The 22,938-nt window shown below is 68.4% G+C and carries 4 protein-coding genes and 1 pseudogene; all 5 read right to left on the reverse strand.

The features are described 5' to 3' along the window. Nucleotides 1-71: 71 nt before the first annotated feature. The 5 genes and pseudogenes from ACH46_RS15755 to ACH46_RS15770 all read right to left on the reverse strand — a co-directional run bounded on the left by ACH46_RS15755 (nt 72) and on the right by ACH46_RS15770 (nt 22,712). The gene (locus ACH46_RS15755) at nt 72-1,565 is read right to left on the reverse strand and encodes a condensation domain-containing protein (RefSeq protein WP_062393757.1); all 1,494 of its coding nucleotides are present in this window, start codon (nt 1,563-1,565) and stop codon (nt 72-74) included. Between the two features lie 58 nt (nt 1,566-1,623). After that, nucleotides 1,624-1,914, reverse strand: a pseudogene (locus ACH46_RS21885) (phosphopantetheine-binding protein); the annotation flags it as partial. Beyond that, nucleotides 1,911-2,948 (reverse strand): AMP-binding protein, encoded by a 1,038-nt coding sequence (locus tag ACH46_RS21805; RefSeq protein ID WP_335334145.1) that lies wholly within the window; start codon nt 2,946-2,948, stop codon nt 1,911-1,913. The gene ACH46_RS21805 and the pseudogene ACH46_RS21885, both read right to left, overlap by 4 nt. After that, nucleotides 2,881-14,751, reverse strand: a complete 11,871-nt coding sequence (locus ACH46_RS15765; RefSeq protein WP_062393759.1) for a non-ribosomal peptide synthetase — start codon at nt 14,749-14,751, stop codon at nt 2,881-2,883. Before ACH46_RS15765 ends, ACH46_RS21805 begins: the two co-directional genes overlap by 68 nt. Nucleotides 14,752-14,765: 14 nt before the next feature. Further along, nucleotides 14,766-22,712 (reverse strand): amino acid adenylation domain-containing protein, encoded by a 7,947-nt coding sequence (locus ACH46_RS15770; RefSeq protein ID WP_335334146.1) that lies wholly within the window; start codon nt 22,710-22,712, stop codon nt 14,766-14,768. Between the last annotated feature and the right edge of the window lie 226 nt (nt 22,713-22,938).

Genomic DNA, 22,938 nt, shown 5'->3' on the forward strand with positions numbered 1-22,938 from the left:
TCCTTCGTACCCATGCTTCAGCCAGCGACGAGCGCTGACCCGCCAGATCTATCATCGCCTATGGCGATGAGTCAGTTACCGTCATCCTTCGAACGAAGGACTTGGGAGGCGTCGGTGATCCGCCTCCGCTCCACAACCATCTCGGCACCTGCCGACCAATCCGCCAACCGTTCCCGTTCCCCATCGTCCAGGAGTCCGACGAGTCCGACGGCACCGTCGGTGTCCTCGGTCAGCCGATCCAGAAGGATGACGAGGCGACGCGCGAACACCGCCATCGTCGATTCGTCGAACAAGTCGGTGGCGTAGACCAGTGACCCGGTCCATGCTCCGCCGTGGACTGCCTCGAGATTGACCGACAGGTCGCGCTGAGCGAAGACCGCCGGTGCCTCCAGCGGCCGCACCGAGATGTCGCCGACGGTCACTGATTCATCCGCCGTCGTGTCCGCCATCGTGTGCACGAGCGTCAGCATCACCTGCGCGAGCGGCGCGAACGCCTGCGAGCGTGCCGTCGCCACCGCGTCGACCACCGCTTCGAACGGCACATCCGCCGTCGCGAAGGCTTCGAGGTCGACCCGTCGAACCTGATCCAGCAGATCCGTGAAGGTGGTGAACGTCCCCACCTTCGTGCGCAGCACCAGGGTGTTGACGAACATGCCGACCATCGGGTCGAGCACGCGGTCGCCGCGACCGGCGATCGGCGTCGCGACCGCGATGTCGTCCGTCGCGCTCAGACGAGCGAGCAACACCGACAGCGCGGCGTGGACCACCATGAACGCAGTGACGCCCGAGTCTGCGGCCACCTGCTCGATCCGCGCCGACACGTCGCGGGGGATCTCGAAGGGGTACGCCGCGCCGGTAGGCGAGGCCACCAGCGGTCGGGGTCGATCTGCGGGGAGTTCCAGGACGTCCGGGAGGTCCGCGAGCTGTTCGGCCCAGTACCCGAGTTGCCGACCTGCGACGGACGACTCGTTCTTCGGGTCGCCGAGCACCTCGTGCTGCCACACCGCGTAATCGGCGAACTGCACCTCCATCGGCGCGAACTGCGGCGTCGCGCCTGCAGCGCGTGCGGCGTACGCGGTCACCAGATCACTGATCAACGGGCGCATGGACTCGCCATCGCCTGCGATGTGGTGGATGACGGCGAGCAGGACCCATTCGGTGTCGGCCTCGCGGAAGAGACGGACGCGGAACGCAGCCTCCCGAGCGACGTCGAAGCCGCGGCTCGCGGCGTCGGCGAGCTCAGCGGCCGACTCGACGACACCCCAGTCGAGGTGCTCCCGAGCCCACTCGATGTCGTGGATCTCCTGCCTCGGTTCACCGTCCGCAGACGGGAACGTGGTTCGGAGGATCTCATGCCTCTGCATGACGTCCTCGGCTGCGGCACGCAAGACCACCGGGTCGAGGTCGCCGGTCAGACGCACTCCGACCGGAATGTTGTAGGTGGCCGCTGCCGGGTCGAACTGGTTGATGAACCACATGCGCTGCTGCGCGAACGACAGCGGAATCCGATCCGGACGCGGCTCGACGGCGGTGATCGGAGCCAACGCGGCCGCTACCGGCGACAACCGCCCCCGCCAACGCCCGCACCGACGGCGCCTCGAACAGGTCCCGAACGGACACCTCGACACCGAGCGCCTCCGCAGCGCGCGCCGCCAACCGCATCGCGGACAGCGAGTTGCCGCCGAGGTCGAAAAACGACTCGACGACCGACACCTGCTCCACGCCGAGCAACGTCGGCGAACACCTGTGCCAGCGCTTCCTCGTCGGCGGACTCGGGAGCGACGAACTCCGCGGCCACCGCCGCGAAATCCGGTGCGGGCAGGGCCTTGCGGTCCAGCTTGCCCGCACTATTGAGAGCGATGTCGTCCAGCACCATCCACACCGAGGGCACCATGTAGCCCGGCAGGGACTCACGTGCCGCGGTCTTCACCGCTTCCAGGTCGATCTCGTCGCCCGCTCCGGACAGGTAGCCGACCAGGTGCTGCGACCCGCCCGGACCGTCGGCGACGGTCGCGGCCGCGTGCACCACACCCGGTGCCGCCGGCCAGGACCGACTCGATCTCGCCGAGTTCGATGCGCTGACCGCGCAGCTTCACCTGGAAGTCAGTGCGTCCGAGATACTCGATGCCGCCGCCGGCAAGCCGTCGCACCAGGTCGCCGGATCGGTACAGGCGTGCGCCGGGTGCGCCGAACGGGTCGGCGATGAACCGGTCCGCGGTCAGATCCGGACGCGCAGCATAACCACGCGCCAACTGCACACCGCCCAGATACAACTCACCGGCGACCCCCTCGGGCACCCGATGCAGACGACTGTCCAGCACGACCGACGAGCTGTTCCACATCGGAACACCCACCGCCACCGACGACGCCGACGAATCGATCTTCTCGATCTTCTCGTAGGTGATCTCCACCGCGGCCTCCGTCGGGCCGTACAGGTTGTAGAACAGCACCTGCGGCAACGCCGCACGCAACTCCGCCGCGACCGCAGGCGGCAACGCCTCACCGGTACACGACACGATCCGCACCGACGTCAACGCCGCAATCCGCTCCCGACCGACGACCTCGCAGAACACCGACAGCATCGACGGCACGAAGTGCACCATCGTCGCCCCGGTCCGCGCGATCTCCTCGGCGACGAACACCGGCTCCAGATGCCCACCATCACGCAGCACCGTCATCCGCGCACCCACCATCAACGGCGCGAACAACTCCGGAACCGAAACATCGAACGTCGCCGGCGTCTTCAACATCACCGTGTCCGACGCATCGATCGGCAACTCGTCCAGACCCCACCACAACCGGTTCAACACCGCCGCATGCGACAACGTCACACCCTTCGGGCGTCCCGTCGACCCCGACGTGAACAACGTGTAGACCGCATCATCGCCCCGCAACGGCCGACAGTCGTTCGCCCGCAGCGAACAACGCCACACCGCGATCGACAGCACCCGAACAATCCACCTCGATCACCCGAGCACCGCGCTCAGCAGCAACCCGAGCCGCAGCACCGTCCGCCGTCGACTCGCCGACCAGCACCACACCGACCGACGCCGTATCGAACATGTAGCCCACGCGCTCGGCAGGAGCCTCCACATCGACCGGCACGTACCCGCCACCGGCAGCGACGATCGCATGAATCGCCACGACCATCTCCACCGACCGCGGAATCGACAACGCCACCGCGACATCAGGCCCGACACCGGCAGCCACCAGCTCCCGCGCCAGCACACTGACCCGAGCACCGAACTCCTCATACGAGAGCTCACGACCACCGAACTCCAACGCCGCAGCATCCGGAGTCCGCACGACCTGCGCCGCCACCGACTCCCACACCGTCTCCACTGCAGGAACCGTGACGGCAGCACCCGACTCCGACGCGGCGACCACCGCCACCTCGGGAGCCCCCAGCATCGGCACATCACCCACCGGCAACGACGCATCGGCGGTCACCGCATCCAGCACACCCACGAAGCGAGCCATCATCGACTCGACCGTGCCCGCATCGAACAGATCGGTCTCGAACACCACCGAACCCGACCAGGCCTGCCCGGCCTCCGCCGTCGACACCGTCACATACAAATCCAACTGCGCCGGAACCTCCTCAGGCTCCACCGCAGCGATCTGCAACCCCGCCACCGACGCGTCCAGACCCGACACCGACGCACCCGGATCAAACGACAGAATCACCTGCGCCAACGGCGCGAACGCCTCCGACCGCACCGGATCAACCGCGTCCACCACCGTCTCGAACGGCACATCAGCATGCGCGAACGCATCCAGATCCACCGCACGCACCCGATCGAGCAGACCCGCGAACGACGACCCCGGATCCACCGCAGTCCGCAACACCAACGTATTGACGAACATGCCGACCAACGGATCCAACACCGCCTGACCACGACCGGCGACCGGCGTACCAATCGCAATGTCATCACCAGCACTCAACCGCGACAACAACACCGCCAACGCCGCATGCACAACCATGAACTCGGTCGCACCCGCAGAACGGGCGACCTCACCGATCCGGCCCGCCACCGCCGCCGGAATCTCAAACCCGACCCGACGACCACGATGCGACAACGCCACCGGCCGCGACCGATCCGCAGGCAACTCCAACACATCAGGCAGACCGGCCAACTGCTCACGCCAGTACCCCAACTGACGACCCACCACCGACGACGCATCCTCCGGCGAACCCAACACCTCGTGCTGCCAGATCGCGAAATCAGCGAACTGCACCGGCAACGCCACGAACTCCGGCACCGACCCCGCCGACCGCGCCACATACGCCGCCAACAGATCAGTCACCAACGGCAACAGCGACTCGCCGTCGACTGCAATGTGATGAGCGACCACAGCGAGCACGTGCTCATCCGGCGCAGCAGCGAACAGCATCACGCGCAGCGGCCACTGCGAGGCCACGTCGAAGCCGGCCATGACCGACTCGACGAGTTCCGCCTCACTGCCCACCGTCCGCCACACGGCACGGTCATCGAACTCGGCGACATCACCGACCAACTGATACGGCTCGCCCTCGAACGCCGGGTAGTTCGTGCGCAGGATCTCGTGGCGAGACGTCACGTCGATCACCGCGGCACGCAGCGCAGTCGGGTCGAGCGGTCCCGTCAAGCGAAGGACGGTCGGCAGGTTGTAGACCGGAGAACCCGGCTCGAAACGGTTGATGAACCACATCCGCTGCTGCGCGAACGACAACGGAATCCGCTCCGGACGCGGCACCACCGCCGTGACCGGCGCCAACGTCGACGCATTCGCCGCCGTCGCCCCGATCAGACCACGCACCGACGGCGCCTCGAACAGATCACGAACACTGACCTCGACACCCAACGCCGAACCCGCACGCGCCGCCAACCGCATCGCCGACAACGAATTACCACCCAAATCGAAGAACGACTCCGTCACCGACACCCGATCAACACCGAGCACCTCCGCGAACACCGCCGCCAGCGCCGCCTCCGACTCCCCCTCCGCCTCGACGAACTCCTCCGACACCGCACCGAAATCCGGCTCCGGCAGAGCCCTACGATCAAGCTTGCCCGCCGAATTCAACGCGATGTCATCAAGCACCATCCAGACCGTCGGCACCATGTAGCCAGGCAACGCCTCCCGGGCCGCAGCCTGCACGGCATCCAGATCTACATCCTCGCCGGCACCCGAGACATAACCCACCAGATGCTGGGATCCACCGGGACCGTCGGCGACAGTCGCCGCCGCGTGCACCACCCCGGGCGCTCCGGCCAGAACCGACTCGATCTCGCCGAGCTCCACACGCTGACCACGCAACTTCACCTGGAAGTCGGTGCGGCCGAGGTACTCGATCTCACCCGCCGTATTCCACCGGACCAGGTCACCTGTGCGATACAACCGCTCGCCCGCCGACCCGAACGGATCGGCGACGAATCGTTCGGCGGTCAGATCAGCGCGGGCCGCGTAGCCGCGCGCCAGCTGAACGCCGCCGAGATACAGTTCGCCCGGCACTCCCGCGGGCACTCGCCGCAGACGGGAGTCGAGGACGACGGCCGAGCTGTTCCAGATCGGCTGACCGATCGGCACGATCAGCGAATCCGACGACACCGCATCGATCCGCTCCGCCGTGATCTCGACGGCGGCCTCGGTCGGGCCGTACAGGTTGTAGAACAGGACCCCGTCGTCGGGGCCTGCGACCTCAGTCGAGGGCAGCGCGGCACGCAATTCGGCCGCGACGGCAGGCGGCAGTGCCTCGCCCGTCGTCGACACGATGCGGATCGACGACATCGCCGAGACCCGCTCGGGTCCGACGACCTCGAGGAACACCGACAGCATCGACGGCACGAAGTGCACCATCGTCGCCCGGGTCTCCTCGATCACCTGCGCCACGTACAGCGGATCGACATGGCCCTCGGGCTTGAGGACGACGAGTCTGGCTCCGACCATGAACGGCGCGAACAGTTCGGGAACCGAGCAGTCGAACGTGTACGGCGTCTTCTGCACCACGACGTCGGTGCCGTCGATCGGCAGTTCGTCGAGGCCCCAGCGCAACCGGTTGATCACGGCGCGGTGGGTCAGCGTGACGCCCTTCGGGCGACCCGTCGACCCCGACGTGAACAGGGTGTAGACGGAGTTGTCGAGCCCCAGCGGCGCCAACCGCTCGACATCGGTGATCGGCGTCGATCCCGAAGGCACGTCCGCGGAGGCATCGACACGTTCACAGCGCAGGCCGAGATCTCCGGCGGCCGCGAGGACTCCCGCGGGATCGCTTCCGACCGCGGTGAGGACCACCTCGACACCCGCGGTCTCGAACATGTACTCGACACGATCAGCGGGCGCGTCCACGTTGACGGGAACATACTGACCACCGGCCGCGACGACCGCATGGATCGCGACCATCATCTCGACCGAACGCGGCATCGAGACCGCAACGGTGGACTCCGGTCCCACGCCCAGAGCGATGAGCTTGCGGCCGAGCGCGTTGACGCGGTCGCCGAACTCGGCGTAGCTGACTGCGCGTCCCTCGAACCACAGCGCTGTCGCATCGTAGTTCGTCGCGACCTGCCCGGCCACCACATCGGCGACCGTCGCTGTCGAGAGCTCGCGAACCTCGCCGTTGTCGTCGACTGAGACGACCTCGATCGCGGAGTCCAGGGAGATGTCGGCCACAGACGATTCCGGGGCAGATGCGATGCCGCGCAGGATGTCGAGAAGGGCCGCCGCGAACACCACGATCTGCTGATCTGCGAACGCTGCGGGCAAGTACTTCAGCCGAACCGTGAGGCCGTCTCCGGCCGGTTCGGTGACCATGTTCAGCGGGTAGTGCGTCGAGTCCCGGATCTCCGCACCGTGAATCGCCAGTCCGCCGTCGACGGTGCCGGACTCGGTGAGCGAGTCGGCGTCGACCGGATAGGACTCATGGATGGTCAGGGTGTCGAAGCCCAGCGGCGCGGTCGTCACGGCCGCGATCTCGGGCAGGCTCAGATGCTGGTGGTCGAGGACGGCGACCTTGTCGGCCTGGATGCGTTCGAGGACCTCGGCGACCGTGGAGGTCGGATCCACATCCACCACTGCGGGCAGCGTGTTGATGAACAGACCGATCATCGACTCGACACCCGGCAGGTCGGAGGGTCGGCCCGACACGGTCTCACCGAAGGTGACGACCTGATTGCCGGTCAGTCGCGACAGGAACACCGCCCAGCCCAGTTGGAGCACGGTGGAGAGCGTCGCGTTGTGAGCACGAGCGACCGATTCGAGGTCGGCCAGGAGATCCGGCGCGACGGTGATCTCGTGATCACGCGGCGCCATGTCCCGGGTCGCAGCGACGCCGGTGCTGACCAGCGTCGGTCCCTCGATGCCTGCGAGGACTCGACGCCACGCGTCCAGCGCCTCGCTCTTGTCGCGGCCGGCGACCAGGCGGAGGAAGTCCCCGAAATCGCCCGTGGCGGCGCCCGCTGCCTGCGAGGTGTACGTGGAACCCGTCGCGTAGACCGCGAGCACGTCGGCCAGGACCAGCGGGCCGGACCAGCCGTCGAGGATGATGTGGTGGTTGGTGACGACGAGGGTCGCGGTGTCACCGTGCCGCACCAGCACGAACCGCAGGAGCGGCGGCGCGGTGAGATCGAACGGGAGCACCCGCTGCTCGTCCGCGATCTGCTGGATCTGCGCAGACACGTCGGTGGAGGCGGCGTCGAGGACGATCTCGGTCCACGGCAGGTCGACGTGGGCGGGGACCACGGCGGCCACGGCACCGCTCGGTGTCGGCACGAAGCCCGACCGCAGGACGCGGTGAGCGTCGAGCACGGTCTCAGCGGCGGCCTTCAGCTTGGCGCCGTCGACGCCCGTGCCGAGTTCGAGCACGGCTTGGGCGACATAGACGTCCAACGCACCCGACGTCTCGGCGGCGAGCGCGGACTGGAAGAACAGGCCGCCCTGAAGCGGCGACAGCGGCCAGACCTCGGCCCCGGGGAAGCGGTCGGCGAGCACGTCGAGGTCGGCCTGGGTGAGCTCGGCGCCGGGAACGTCGGATGGCGACAGTCCGACGGGGGCGCCGGCGTCGACAACGTCGGCGAGCTGATGCAGTTCGTCGGACCAGCGGTGCGCGATGTCGGTGATGTCGTCGGTCGACAGCACCGCTTCCGGGGCGCTCATCGACACGACGAGGGTGCGGGCGTCGTTCTCCTGCCGCACGCTCACATTGATGGTGAGTGCCGCCTGGGCACGCATTCCGCCCGCGGGCGACGACGCGAGGATCGGTGCTTCGACCGCGGTGAACGAGGGAGCGTCACCGGACCCCGCAGCGGCGGTGCCGAGGTAGTTGAAGACGATCGACGGCATCGGGCGCTCCGAGAGCCCGGTGTCCCCGTGGTAGCGGAGCCAGCCGAATCCGAGTCCGGAGTTCGGCTGCGAGAGACGTTCTTCCTTGGCGGCCTTGACCGCATGTGCGACATCGGTCGATGGATCGATCGAGACCGGAGCGATGGAGGTGAACCAGCCGACCGAGCGGGAGAGGTCGGCGCGGACCGGCGCGTCGCCGGTCGACAGCACTTCTTCGTAGCGTCCGTGGCCCTCGACGAGGACGGTGACCGGTGCGGCGTCCGCGATCCGGTGTCCGATCTGCCAACTGCGGACGGCACGCGCCAGCGCGCCGAGCAGAACGTCGTTCACATTGCCGTTGAAAGCGGCGGGGGCCGTGACGAGCACGTGCTCGGTGACGTCCGCGTCGACCCGATGCTCGATCGAGTGTGCGGTCGCCTGGCGATCGCGGGCCGGGTCCAGCGCTGTGCCGAAATCGGTCGGCTGCTCGGGAACGCGGGCCGACCAGTAGGCCGCTTCGGCGGCGGCGAGTTCGGGCAAGCGGTCGGCGATGGCCGCGAACCAGGTGCGGGCCGAAGTGGTGTTGTCGCGGAGTACGTACTCGACACCCGCGGAGCGCTGCGCCCACGCGGTCGCGAGGTCCTCGATGATCGCCCGCCACGAGACGGCGTCGACGCCGATGTGGTGGATCACCAGAACGATGCGCCGACCGCCGTCGGCGGCGTCCACGATCGTCGCCTGGACGAGTCGGCCGGCCGCGGGGTCGAGTCGACCCGCGGCACGGGCGTGCGCCGCGACGAGGTCGGCGTCGAACGCCGCGCTGCCCACGGCGCCGTCCGAGGATGCCGCGTCGGCGAGGCCTGCGACGTCGACGGTGTTGCCCGCCGTGAAGCGCCACGCCCCGTCGATCTCGGCCAACGATGCCGAGAGCATCGGATGGTGGTCGATGACGACGCCGAGGACCTCGGCCAGTCCGTCCGCCGTCAGGTCCTGGGGCGCGGCGAGGACCAGTGCCTGCGAGTAGTCGGCGAAGTCTGCTGCCTGGTCGGAGTATTCGAGCATCCACGACACGGTCGGCGGAACCACCGTGTCACCGGCCGCTCCGCCCGGGAGCTCGGGGAGCACGGGCACCGATGCGGTACCGGTCTCGAGCGCGGCCGCCATGTCGCGCACGGTCTTGAGTTCGAAGATCTGTCGTGGCGACAGGTCGTGCCCGGCGGCACGCATGGCGGACGCCAACTGGATCGACATGATCGAATCGCCGCCGAGCGCGAAGAACGACTCCGTGACGCTGACTCTCTCGACACCGAGCAGACCCGCGAAGACCGCGGCGAGCGCTTCCTCCGTCGCGGTCGCCGGCCCGGTGAATTCGGCGGTCGCGGTGCCGAACTCCGGCTCCGGGAGTGCGCGGCGGTTCAGCTTTCCAGCTGAGTTGAGCGCGATGTCGTCGAGGACCGTCCAGACGGTCGGGACCATGTACGACGGCAACGACCGTTCGAGCGACGTCCGGATCTCGTCGACGTCGACCGACGACGGTGACAGGTAGGCCACCAGATGCTGGGCGCCTCCGGGGGCCGTCGCGACGGTCGCGGCAGCCTTCACGACGCCCGGAGCCGCCGTCAGGACCGACTCGATCTCGCCGAGCTCGATGCGCTGGCCGCGGAGCTTCACCTGGAAGTCGGTGCGGCCGAGGTACTCGATCTCGCCGACCGCGTTCCAGCGGACCAGGTCGCCGGTGCGGTATAGGCGCGCTCCCGGCGTGGCCACGAACGGGTCGGCGACGAATCGTTCCGCGGTGAGGCCGGGCTGCGCGGCATAGCCGCGGGCCAGCTGGACTCCACCGAGGTACAGCTCGCCGGGCACCCCCGCGGGGACCGGCCGCAGGCGGTCGTCGAGGACGTAGGTCGAGGTGTTCTCGACGGCACGACCGATCGGCACCTGATGCACACCGGGCCGCAGCACCGCGGTGGTCGCGTAGACCGTGTCCTCGGTGGGACCGTAGTGGTTGAAGGCGGTGGCCTGGGGCACGGTCGCCAGGATCCGGTCGGACACCGCGGGCGGCAGGGCCTCGCCTGCGATGTGCACGCGCTCCAGCGAGGCGAGTGCGTCCTCGCCCTCCGCGTGGTCCTCGAGGAACACCGACAGCATCGAGGGCACGAACTGCACGATGGACACGCGGTCGCGGGCGATCAGACCGCGCAGGTACTCCGGGTCGCGGTGACCGTCCGGTTCCGCGATCACCATCCGCGATCCGCGGATCATCGGCCAGAAGAGCTCCGGCACCGAGACGTCGAAGGTGTACGGCGTCTTCAGCATGATCGTCGGGTCGGTGACGTCGCCGATCACGCGATCGAACCAGTCGATCAGGTTGGCGAGTGCGCCGTGCGAAACGGTGACGCCCTTGGGACGGCCGGTGGAGCCGGACGTGAAGAGCGTGTACGCGGCGGTGTCGGGGTGCACGGGTCCACGACGGTCCGAATCAGAGACCGGTGGCGTCGAGACGTCGACGGGCGCGGACGCGTCGACGACGACCGTCACGGCATCCGCGGGCAGACTCGAGACGGCGTCCGGCACGGCACCCGCCCCGACGAGGACGACGCGCGCATCGGCGGTCTCGAGCATGTACCGCGCGCGTTCGCCCGGCAGCGCGGTGTCGACCGGAACGTATCGCCCACCGGCCGCGATGACGGCGTGCACCGCCACGACCATCTCGATGCTGCGATCCAGGCAGACCGCCACCGCGGTCTCCGGACCCACACCGAGGGCGATCAGTTCGCGCGCGAGGACCGCGACGCGAGCCGCGAACTCGCTGTAGGAGACCGTCCGGGCGCCCGACACGAGTGCGACGGCGTCCGGGGACTGCTCGCCGCGACGGGCGAGCCCGTCGACCAGGACACCCGCGGGCACCGACGACGACTCCCCCGCCGATCCGGCGAGCAGATGCGCAGATTCGTCGGCCGTGAGCAGGACCGCGTCACCGACGGCGCGCGACGGAGCGGTCACCAGTTCGGTGAGCAGCGCGACGAAACGATCGGCCAGCGTCGAGATGGTCGACGGGTCGAAGAGGTCGGTCGCGAACACCGCCATGCCGGTCCAGTCCGAGCCGTCCGTGCCCGAGCGGATGATCATCGACAGGTCGAACTGTGCGGGGACGGTCGGCGGATCGAGCTGTTCGAAGGCCACGCCGTCGACGGACACCTCGAGCCGGTCGACCGAGGCTGCGGGGTCGAACGAGAGCATCACCTGGGCGAGCGGCGAGAAGGCTTCACTGCGGACCGGGTCCAGGGCTTCGACGACGGATTCGAAGGGGACGTCGGCGTTCGCGAAGGCGTCCAGGTCGACGGTCCGCGCGCGGTCGAGCAGGTCCGTGAACGAGTCGCTCGCGTCCACCGTCGTGCGCAGCACCAGGGTGTTGACGAACATGCCGACGAGGTGGTCGAGCGCCGACTGCCCGCGGCCGGCGATCGGCGTCGCGATCGCGATGTCGTCGGTGGCGCTCAATCGCGCCAGCAGAACGGCGAACGCTGCGTGGACCACCATGAACGCGGTGGTCCCGCTGTCACGGGCCACGTCGGCGATGCGTGCGCCGACCTCGGCGGGAACGGTGAAGTTCACCCGGTCACCGGCGTGGGAGGCGGTCTTCGGCCGAGGTCGATCGGCCGGGAGGTCGAGCACCTCCGGGAGTCCGGCGAGCTGCTCGCGCCAGTATCCGAGCTGCTTGCCCAGCACCGACTCGGCGTCTCGCGCGGATCCGAGAGCCTCGCGCTGCCACAGCGCGTAGTCGGCGAACTGCACCGACAACGGCGCGAACTGAGGTGCCGCGCCCGCGGCGCGCGCGGTGTACGCGGTGACGATGTCGCCGACGAGCGGGAGCATCGACTCGCCGTCGGCCGCGATGTGATGGACGACGAGGGCGAAGACATGCGTCCCCTCCCCTGCACTCCACAGACGGGCACGGATCGGCCACTGCTCGGCGACGTCGAACCCGGTGGCCACGGCTGCCGCCAGTTCGGTCTCCGAGGACACCACGGCCCAGTCGAGACCATCGGCGACGGCGTCGCGCGGGGCCGCCACCTGGACCGGAGTGCCGTCGTACGACGGGAAGGTGGTGCGCAGCACCTCGTGGCGCATCACCGCGTCGGCGACCGCTGCGTGCAGCGCGGCGACGTCCAGATCGCCGGTCAGCCGCAGAAGCGCAGGCAGGTTGTAGGTGGCCTCGGTGGGATCGAACTGGTTGATGAACCACATCCGAGCCTGCGCGAACGACAGCGGCACCACTGCCGGTCGGGGGTCGAAACGGGTGATCGGGGCCAGGCCCGTGCCGACGGAGCCTGCGCGTTCGGCGAACGTGCGCACCGTCGGTGCCTCGAACAGGTCCCGGAGGTTCAGCTCCACGCCGAGCTCATCGCAGGCACGACCGACGATGCGGGCGGCGAGCAGCGAGTTTCCGCCCACGTCGAAGACCGACTCCACCACACTGATCTCGTCGAGCCCGAGTACCTCGGAGAAGATCTCGGCGAGGACCGTTTCGGTGCGGGTCTCCGGAGCCACGAACTCCGCCGTCGCGGTGATCACCGGCTGCGGCAGCGCACGACGGTCGAGCTTGCCGCTGACGTTCAGCGGCAGCTGGTCGAGCAGCATGATGATGTCGGGGACCATGTAGTCGGGCACCTTGGTGCCGGCGGTGCGACGGATCTCGGCCGGATCGAGTTCCGAGCCGTCGGCCTTGGCACCGACCACGTAGCCGACCAGCTGGTCGGGGAACCCGGGTCGGCTCTTGATCGCTGCTGCGGCGGCGTTCACTCCGTCTGCGGCCAGCAGACCGGCCTCCACCTCACCGAGTTCGATCCGGTAGCCGCGAAGCTTCACCTGGCCGTCTGCGCGACCGAGGAACTCCAGGCTTCCGTGGCGGAAGATCGCGACGTCGCCCGACTGGTACATCCGGTCGCCCGGCTCGCCGAAGGGATCGGCGACGAATCTGGTCGCGTTCAGCTCGAACCGTCCCGCATAACCGCGCGCGAGCTGATCGCCCGCAAGGTAGAGGTCGCCGGGCACGCCGTCCGGGGTCTTCGCGAGACGCGAGTCGAGGACGTACATGCGCGAGCCGGTCAGCGCCATGCCGACGTCGCTGGCCAGCGTCGCGGCGACGAACTCGGGTGTCAGAACGCGGCGGGTCATGTAGACGGTCGCCTCCGTGGGACCGTACATGTTGTTGAGTTCGGGGCCGTCGTTGCCGTCGTAGCGCTGTCGGTCGGCGAACCATCGCCGCACCTGCTCGAAGTCGAGTGCCTCGCCGACGAAGATCATCGAGCGGACCGACGGCGGCATGACGCCCGGAGCGGGTTCGCGGACCGCGCCGGCCAGCTGGTAGAACGCCGACGGCGTCAGGTTGACGATCGTCACCGACTGCTCCGCCAGCACTTCCACGAACCGGTCGGGTGTGCGCGTGGTCAGGTAGTCCAGCACCACCAGGCGGCCGCCGAAGCTGAGCGCGACCCAGATCTCACCGACGGACACGTCGAACGCGTACGACTGGAACATCGTCCACACGTCGTCGGGCGAGTAGTCGTACTCCCGGCCCATCGCCGACAGCAGAGTCACCACATCCGCGTGGGTGACGACGACGCCCTTCGGCTTGCCGGTGGAACCCGACGTGTACATCACGTAGGCCGGGTGCGATCCGTGCACGCGCGTCGGGATGCTTGCGCGCGTGGTGTCGGTGGCGCGCTGCGAGACCTCGTCGACCGTCGCCAACGGGACGTTCAAGTCGGACCACTCGTCGACCATCTGCGTGTCGGTCAGCGCGATCACCGGACGCGCATCGTCGACGATCGATGCCAGGCGATCGATCGGGTGCGAGCGGTCGAGCGGCAGGTATGCTGCGCCGGCCTTGGTGACGCCGAGCAGAGCGATGATCAGTTCCGCATTGCGGGCCAGCCCAACGCCCACCAGACCCTCGGGTCCCACGCCCGACGCGATCAGCCCCGCGGCCAGCTCGTCGGAAACGGCGTCGAGCTCGGCGTAGGTCAGTTCCGCACCCTCCATGTCGGTGAGAGCGACACGGTCGGCGAACCGCCGCGCAATCGACCGGAAGATCCCCGGCAAGGAGTTCAGGTCGAAGGTCTGCGCCACCTCGAGCGCTGCGTCCCTGATGCTCGCGATCGCGGCCGCGGTGGCGTCGGCGATCTGGTCCGGCGCCGATCCCGCGGCGACGGCCGGCGTGACCGCGGCGCCCACCGCGGCTTCGGGGTCCAGCCCCTGCGCGACGAACACCCCCGCCATCGCGGCGACCTGCGCGTTCAGGGTCGCGAACGACACCGGGCCGTTGCTCCCGGTCAGCGCGACCGCGTCCGGACGCGCGTGGGCGGCGAAGGCGATGAGTTCGACAGTTCCGGGGTCGGCGCCCCAGATCCGAGCGAATGCACCAGCCAACGATTTCAGATCAGACACAGAACCCTGCCCACTCAGTTTGTCGAATTGATGTTCATCACCGCGTCCGCGGCCTCTCGAACGGCTTCCAGTGCCGAACCGAGGGCCGCCGGCCCATCGGTCGCGAGCGGCGGCACCAGGCTCATCAGCGCTGTCACGAGCGCCGAGTCGGCGTCCGGGAGGACGGCGGCCATGGCCGCCGTCGTCGTCGCCAGGGTAGCGAAGTCGACCGACGCTCCGCCGTGCGTCAGCGCAACGGCTTCCGGAGCCACCCGCCCGGCGTCTGCGACCAGGTCGGGCAACGGCACTGTCGCAGCGCTGGTGTCCGAGGACACCGCCAGGTCAGCGCTCGTCGAGATGGAGATGTCGCCGACGATCACGTCGGGGTCCGCCGCGATCTGCGTCAGGATCTGCAGGTAGCGCTGCGCGTGCTTCTCGATGGTCGCTTGATCGAACAGATCGACCGCGTACATCAGCTCGGCTCGCATCGGCGCGCTCCGCCCACCGGCGCCGGAGAGGTCCGCCGGGTCCTGCGGGAACAGCGTCAATTGGAAGTCGACCTTCGCCGCTGCCAGTTCCTCCGAGACCGCCGAGATCGCGAGATCACCCAGCGTGACAGACGGGAACTCCAGGTTCTGGAACCAGAACATCGCCTGGAAGACAGGGTTGACGGCAGCGGTTCGCGAGATCCCCAGCGCCGACGTGACCTCGTCGAAAGCGACATCCGCGTTCGCCAGATCGGTGAGGGAGTCGGCACGGACGCGAGCCAGCAGCTGGGTGAAGGCGACGCTCGGGTCGACGACGGTCCGCAGCGCGAGCGTGTTGACGAACATGCCGATCACATCGTCGAGCGCCGCATCGCTGCGTCCGACGTACGGGCTTCCCACCACCACGTCGGTGGAGCCCGACAAGCGGGTCAGCAGGATCGCGTACGCCGCCTGGGTCAGCATGAACAGCGTGCTGTTGTTCGCCTGCGCGAGCGCTTCGAGCTCGGCGACGAGATCCGCGGGGATCTCGAACGGCAGCACGGCGCCCTGGAAGCTCGGCACCGGCGGCCGCGGTCGATCCGTGGGCAGCGCCAGAATCTCCGGTGCCCCCGCGAGCCGCTTCTTCCAGTAGTCGAGCTGCTGCTCTTTACGCGTCTTTCCCTCGGCGTCGGTCTCGGCGAGCTGCTCCTGCTGCCACAACGCGAAGTCCGCGTACTGGACGCGCAGGGGCGACCAAGCGGGCACCGCCCCGGCCACTCGGGCCGCGTAGGCCGACATCAGGTCGCGCGCCATCGGCGCCATCGAGGCGCCGTCCGCGCTGATGTGGTGGATCACCAGGACCACGACGTGGTCGGTCGGTCCGAGACGGAGGAGTGCGAGGCGGACAGGCGGAGCCTGGGTGACGTCGAAGCCCACTCCGGTGACAGCGCGAATCGCATCCTCGACGGAGCCGGTCACGTCGACAGGCGCCAAGTCCAGGCGGTTCATCACGGCGTCGACCGGACCGATGAGCTGCGACGGCTCGCCGTTGATCATCGGATAGCTGGTGCGCAGCGACTCGTGTCGGCCGATCAAGTCCTCGACGGCCGTTCGCAGTGCGTCGACGTCGAGATCGCCCTCCAACTGGAGCGCCAGCGCGATGTTGTACGCGGGCGACGCCGGGTCGGCGCGGTTCAGCAGCCACATGCCGCGCTGCACACCGGACACGGGCACCACTTCGGCGCGCGGTCGCGGTCCCAGCGGGACCGACGGCCGACCGCCCATCAACTCCGCGGCGCGCACCGCGAGGGCGCTCACCGTCGGTGCTTCGAACAGCACGGCGACGGGCACCTGCGAGTCGATGACGGCGCCCAGTCGTGCAGCGACCTTGGTGGCCGAGAGAGAGTTGCCGCCGAGATCGAAGAAGTCGTCGTTGGCGCTCACACGATCCAAGCCGAGCAGCTGCCCGAAGATGTCGGCGACCACCGACTCCATCTGGGTCCGCGGCGCTTCGAAGGCCGCGGACGAGGAGAAGTCGACGGGAGGCAGCTTGCGCCGATCGATCTTGCCGATAGGGGTCCACTCGAACTCGTCGACGATGGTCAGCGCCCGGGGCACCAGGAACACCGGCAGTCGCTGGGCGATGTGCTCGCTCAGGTCTTCCTCGGTCAGCGTGCTGCCCGGCACCAGGGTCACGTACGACACGAGAACGGTGTCGCCTGCCGGCCCCGGCACGCCCAGGCTCACCGCGTTGGTCACGTCGGGATGATTGAGCAGTTCGGCGTCGAGCTCACCCGGCTCGATGCGCTGACCACGGATCTTGAGTTGGAAGTCCTGGCGGCCGTGGTAGAGGAACCGACCGTCGGTCCGCCTGGTGACGCGATCCCCGGTGCGATACATCACGGCTCCGGGGGTGAACGGGTTCGCGACGAAGCGCGTCGCGGTGAGGTCGCTCCGGCCGAGGTAACCGCGTCCGACCTGATCCCCGAACACGTACATCTCACCCATGACGCCGTCCGGGACCGGCCGCAGACCGCTGTCCAGCACGACGGCGCCGACCCCGGTGCCCAACGGTCCGATGGTGACCTCGTCGTGGACACCGTACGGACCGTCGCACGTGACCCACACTGCGGCTTCGGTGGGGCCGTAGATGTTCATCATCCGACGGTCGCCGAGTGCGGCCCAGCGATGCACCATCTCCGGCGGCAGCGCCTCGCCGCCACAGGCGATGGACACGAAGGTCGGCACGTTGACCGGATCGAGCGTCGAGACCGCCGCGGGCGTCATCATCGCGTGCGTCGCTCCATGCCGGGCGATGAAGTTCTCGAGGTCCAGTCCCGCAAACGTGTCGAAGTCGGCGACCGCGATCCGTGCGCCGGCCAGCCAGGCCGTCGCCAGTTCGCCCGCCGCACCGTCGAAGCTCGGTGCACCCACGTGCAGCATGCACGACTGCGGCCCCATGTCGAAGAGCTCGACCGAGTTCGCAGCGACGTTGGTGATGGCGCGATTGCTCACGACGGCGCCCTTGGGCTTGCCCGTGGAACCCGACGTGAACAGGATGTAGGCGGCGTTGTCGGGACCGACGGGACGCACGAGTTCATCGTCGTCGATCGGTCGGCCGCTGTGGCCCGCGAGCTGGAGTTCGTCGGCCTCGCTGTCGATCGTGATCCAGTCGATCCCCGGAATCGGGTCCGGTGCCGCGGTCGACGTGAGACCGAGCACCGCGCCGGATTCGACGACGAGCTCGGTGCGGCGCTCCACCGGGTGTCGCGGGTCGATCATCAGGAAGGCGGCACCGGTCTTCGCCACCGCGACCTGCGCGACGACGGAGTTGCCCGAGCGCGGGATGCTGACCGCGACCACGTCCTCGGCGCCGATCCCCCGCGCGATCATCTCGCGCGCGAGCTGGTTGGTCCGCGATGCCAGGAGCCGGTGCGTCAGCGTGCCGTTGCCGACGATCGCCGCGCCGAGCGGCGCCGCCTGCGCGGCTCCGGCCGCGATGAGGGCGCGCAGGGTGTCGGGTCGCGAGACCTGCTCCAAGGGCTCGGACAGCGCGGCGATCTCGCGTTCGCTCAGCAGGTCGATCCGACCGATCGGAGCGTCCGGACGCTCGATCATCGCGGTGACGACGGACGCGAACTGGTTCGCGAGCAGTTCGATGCGGTCGCGGTCGAACAGGTCGGTGGCGTAGCAGAACTCGAGTGACATCGGTTCGTCGGCGACGCCGAAGCGCTCGGTCACCGCGACTTCGAGGTCGACCTTCGCCACACCGGGACGCGCATCGATCAGACCGCCGCCCACGCTCTCGACGGCTGATTCCGCCTCCGCATCGTGGTTGAGGGTGAACGTCACCTGGAACAGCGGGCTGTGCGTCCGCGATCGGTTCGGTGCGACGGCGTCGACCACCTGCTCGAACGGGACCTGAGAGTGCGCCAGAGCTCGTGTCCGAGCGCGGTGCGCCGCGACGATGACGTCGGAGGTGCTGTCCGACGGCTTCAACGGCGTCCTGAGGACGACGGTGTTCACGAACATGCCGATGAGATCGGCGGTCGCGGGCTCGTCTCGACCGGCCACCGCTGTGCCGATCGCGACATCGTCCTGGTCCGCGAGCCGACCGAGGACCACCGCGAGCGCGGAGTGCAGGACGGTGAAGGTGGTGACACCCAGGGTGGCCGCCAGTTCGCGCACCCTCTCGACGGTGGCCGCAGGCAATTCGGTGTCGACGTAGGCACCGCGGCCCGACGGTGTTCGCGGACGGGTCCGATCCGCGGGCAGCTCCAGGATCTCCGGCATCCCGGCGAGCTCGTGCTCCCAGAAGGCAGTCTCGGTGCGCAGCCGGGACTCCGGGTCGTCGGCTTCGCCGAGCATTGCGCGCTGCCAGAGCGCGTAGTCCGCGTACTGCACCGGCAGCGGCGGCCACGCGGGCGCCGCTCCCGAGTGCCGTGCACCGTAGGCCGTAAGCAGATCGCTGATCAGCGGGCGCAACGAGGCACCGTCACCGGCGATGTGGTGAAGGACCAGGACCAGGTAGTACTCGTCATCGGCGCGCAGCAGGGTCGCGCGGAACGGCGTCTGCGCGATCAGATCGAATCCGCGCCTGGTCTCGGCCACCACCGTCGGCGCCAGGTCGTCGGCCGCCACGTCGATCACCGGAAGTGAGAACTGCTCCGCGAGGTCGCCCACCGCGAGGATCTCCTGCGAGGGCTCGCCGTCGATCGCAGGGAACCGGGTCCGCAGACTCTCGTGCCGTTCGAGCACGTCGAGGGCCGCGGCGCGCAGCGCCTCGAGATCGACGTCGGCGCCGAGCCGCACGGCGCCGGGCATGTTGTAGGTGGCCGCGGCGGGGTCGAGGCGGTTGATGAACCACAGTCGGGTCTGCGCGTAGGCAACCGGGAGCGGTGTGGGCCGCACCATCGGTGCCAGCGCGAGACGACCGACGACCTCGGGCGAATCGTCCATCCGGGCGGCGAGCTCGGCGAGATCCTCACTCTCGAACACGTCCGCGAGGCCGAGGTCGACCCCGCACTCGTTCCGCAGTCGTGACGCGAGACGCGCCGCGGTCAACGAGTCCGCGCCGAGCGCGAACATGTTGTCGCGCATACCGATCTTCGGTGCATCGATGAGGTCGCTCAGGACGGAGATCAACTGCTTCTCGGTGTCCGTGGCCGGCTCGACGTACTCGATCTCGGCAGCGGTGTCGTACACCGGCGCAGGCAAGGCGGCCCGGTCCAACTTGCCCGAGGCGTTCACCGGGAACGCGTCCAGCAGGACCAGCGCCGACGGGATCATGTAGCGCGGAAGGTGTCGACGACACCAGCGCAGCAACCTGTCGGTCAGCGCGGTCGCATCGGCACCCGTGGCGCTGGACCGCACGTAGCCGACGATCGCGGGCGAACCGGCGTCGGTGCGGACGATCACGGTGACGGCCTCGACGCTCCCCTCGCTGAGGAGGGTGGCCTCGATCTCGCCGAGTTCGATGCGCTGGCCTCGGATCTTGACCTGGAAGTCCGTGCGTCCGAGGTACTCGATGTCACCGTCCGCGTTCCGCTGGACCAGGTCGCCCGTGCGGTACATCCGCTCGCCGTCGACGAACGGATCGGCGACGAAACGCTCCGCCGTCAATCCCTCCTGGTCGAGGTAGCCGTCAGCGAGCTGCCTGCCCGCGAGGTAGAGCTCGCCCGCAACACCCACCGGAACCCGCCGGAGGCGGGCGTCGAGCACGTAGGTCGAGGTGTTCGGCACCGGCCGACCGATCGGGATCACCTCGTCGGTGCCGCGGACACGGTACTCCGTCACCTCGATCCCGGCCTCGGTGGGTCCGTACAGATTGTGCATCTGCGCATCGGAGTCGTTGACGACCCGCTGTGCGAGATGAGCGGGGAGTCCCTCGCCGGAAGTGAAGACCCGACGCACCGAGGCGGGCATCACCGGATGCCCCGGCGCCCCGGCGTCGACGAACACGTCGAGCATCGATGGCACGAAGTGCACGACGGTGATCTCGTGGTCGGTGATCAGGGTCCGGAGGTAATCCGGATCGCGGTGCCCGCCGGCTTTCGCGATGACCATCCGCGAGCCGACCTGCAACGGCCACAGGAGTTCCCACGCGGAGACGTCGAAGGTGAACGGGGTCTTGTACAGAACAGCGTCAGACGCCCCGATCGGGTGATGGAGTTGCATCCACGCAAGCCGGTTCGCGACGGCGGCGACAGGAACGTCGACGCCCTTCGGCACACCGGTGGACCCCGAGGTGAAGATGACGTAAGCACTGTGACCGACGGAGTCGGGAAGTTCGGCCGGTTCCATTGCGGTGCCGGGCGCCGTGGTGAAGGCGATTGCGTCGAGGTAGTCGTCGTCGATCACGAGTGACGGTCGTGCGGTCTCCAGCACCGCCGCGGTACGGACGACGGGTGCGTTCGGGTCCACCGGAACGTACGCCGCGCCCAGGGTCAGCACCGCGTAGATCGCGACCACCTGCTCGACGCCCCGGTCCAGACGGACCGCGACCCGGTCGTCGGCACGAACTCCGTCGTCGTGCAGCGCTGCGGCCAGTCGGCATCGCAGTGTGTCGAACTCGCGGTACGTCCAGTCGCGGGTGTCGTCGCTCACCGCGATGCGATCGGGATGCGTCGCCGCCTGCTCGGCGAACAGATCGACGAGCCGCCCCTCGGTCGGCGCAGGCATCGTGGGTCCGGACTCGATCGCTTCGATGCCCTCCGCTTCGCCGGGAAGGAGCAGATCCACGTCGGCCACGCGCGAGTCGAGTCGCTCGATGAAGTCGGCGACGAAGTGCAGGAACCGGCGGTGGTGCGTCTCGACCTCCCCCTGCGAATACAGGTGCGGGTTGCCGTGCAGATCCACGACCATGGGTGCCCCTGGGCTCGCCTGGTAGAGGTTGACCAGGAGGTCCTCGAGGACTCCCGAGGTGAGGATGCGGTATTCGACGGTGGCCCCGTCGAGTTCGATGGCCTCGTCGAAGAACACCATGTTGATCCGGGGTCCGAAGCCCATCGAACTTCCGTCGAGGCCGGCATCGCGCTTGATGTCGTCGGACCGGTATCGCTGGTAACGGAGCGCGCCGGTGAGCTCGAGTTGGGTGGCCGCCACCAGGTCGCGGACCGAGCCGCCGAGGACGTGCTGCAGACGGATCGGCAGAATGTTCGAGACCATGCCCGCGGATCGTTTGATGACCGCCGTCGACCGACCGGTGACCGGCAGGCTCAACACCACGTCGTCGGTCCCGGTCATCCGTGCGAGGAAGGCCCCGAACGCCGAAGTCAGCAGCACCGCCATCGACGAATTGCAGTCGCGCGCAACCTCTTCCAGCCTCTGCTCCAGTGCCGGGTCGAGCCGTTCGCTGACGACGATGTTGTCGAGAACACTCGGCGCAGCGCCCGAGGCGTGCGAGAGCGTGACCCCTTCGGGGAGGTCTTGAACCCGACTCAGCCAATGCTTCCGATCAGTCTCTCGCCGAGAACTGGTCTGGTAGGCGTCCTCATAGGCGATGATCTCCGCCATCGAGGCCGCCGGCTTGACGACGAGTTCGCGCCCCTGCCGTCTGGCGTTGTACACGCCGACGACCCGGCGCATCATCGCGAGTGCCGCGTAGCCGTCGATGATGATGTGGTGGCACCGGCTGTACCAGAACGTTTCGGTGTCGGAGATCTGAATCAGTGCCATGACGATGAACTGATCGGTCAGGAGGTCGACTGGACGTCGGTAGTCCGCCTGCATCCATGCGAGTGCCGTGGCCTGCGGATCGTCCTCGCCGCGGAAGTCGAGAACATCGACGTGCTGGTCGAAGTCGACGTCGACGTACTGCATCGGAACACCGTCGACCTCGGTCAACCGGACGTACGGAGACTCGACTTCCTTGCCGACGTCCTCACAGCACTCCACGAACAGGTCGAGATCGAATCCGCCCACCTCGTGGGTGAAGTCGAGGTAGTGCGCGATGTTCACCGAGTAGCCGTGCGCCAGTGACTCCGCGAACCACATCCCGCGTTGTGCGGGCGTCAATGGCAGCAGCTTCGCCGAACTTCTCGTCCCCTCCGACCCAACCATCGAACTCCAACCTCTCTCGCTCGCCCGCACTCACCGTCCATCCGACAACGTCAGCGGCAGCTTCTTCGTGGATGCTCCAACTACCGACACCTTCCGTTCGTCGGGTCTGTCTGCGCAGCTATCGAGTGTCCACTGATCCTATTCGATCCACATCGCACACTTTCGGCAATGCCCCCAAAAA

Origin of the sequence: Gordonia phthalatica (assembly GCF_001305675.1) — a bacterium.
Lineage (GTDB): Bacteria > Actinomycetota > Actinomycetes > Mycobacteriales > Mycobacteriaceae > Gordonia > Gordonia phthalatica.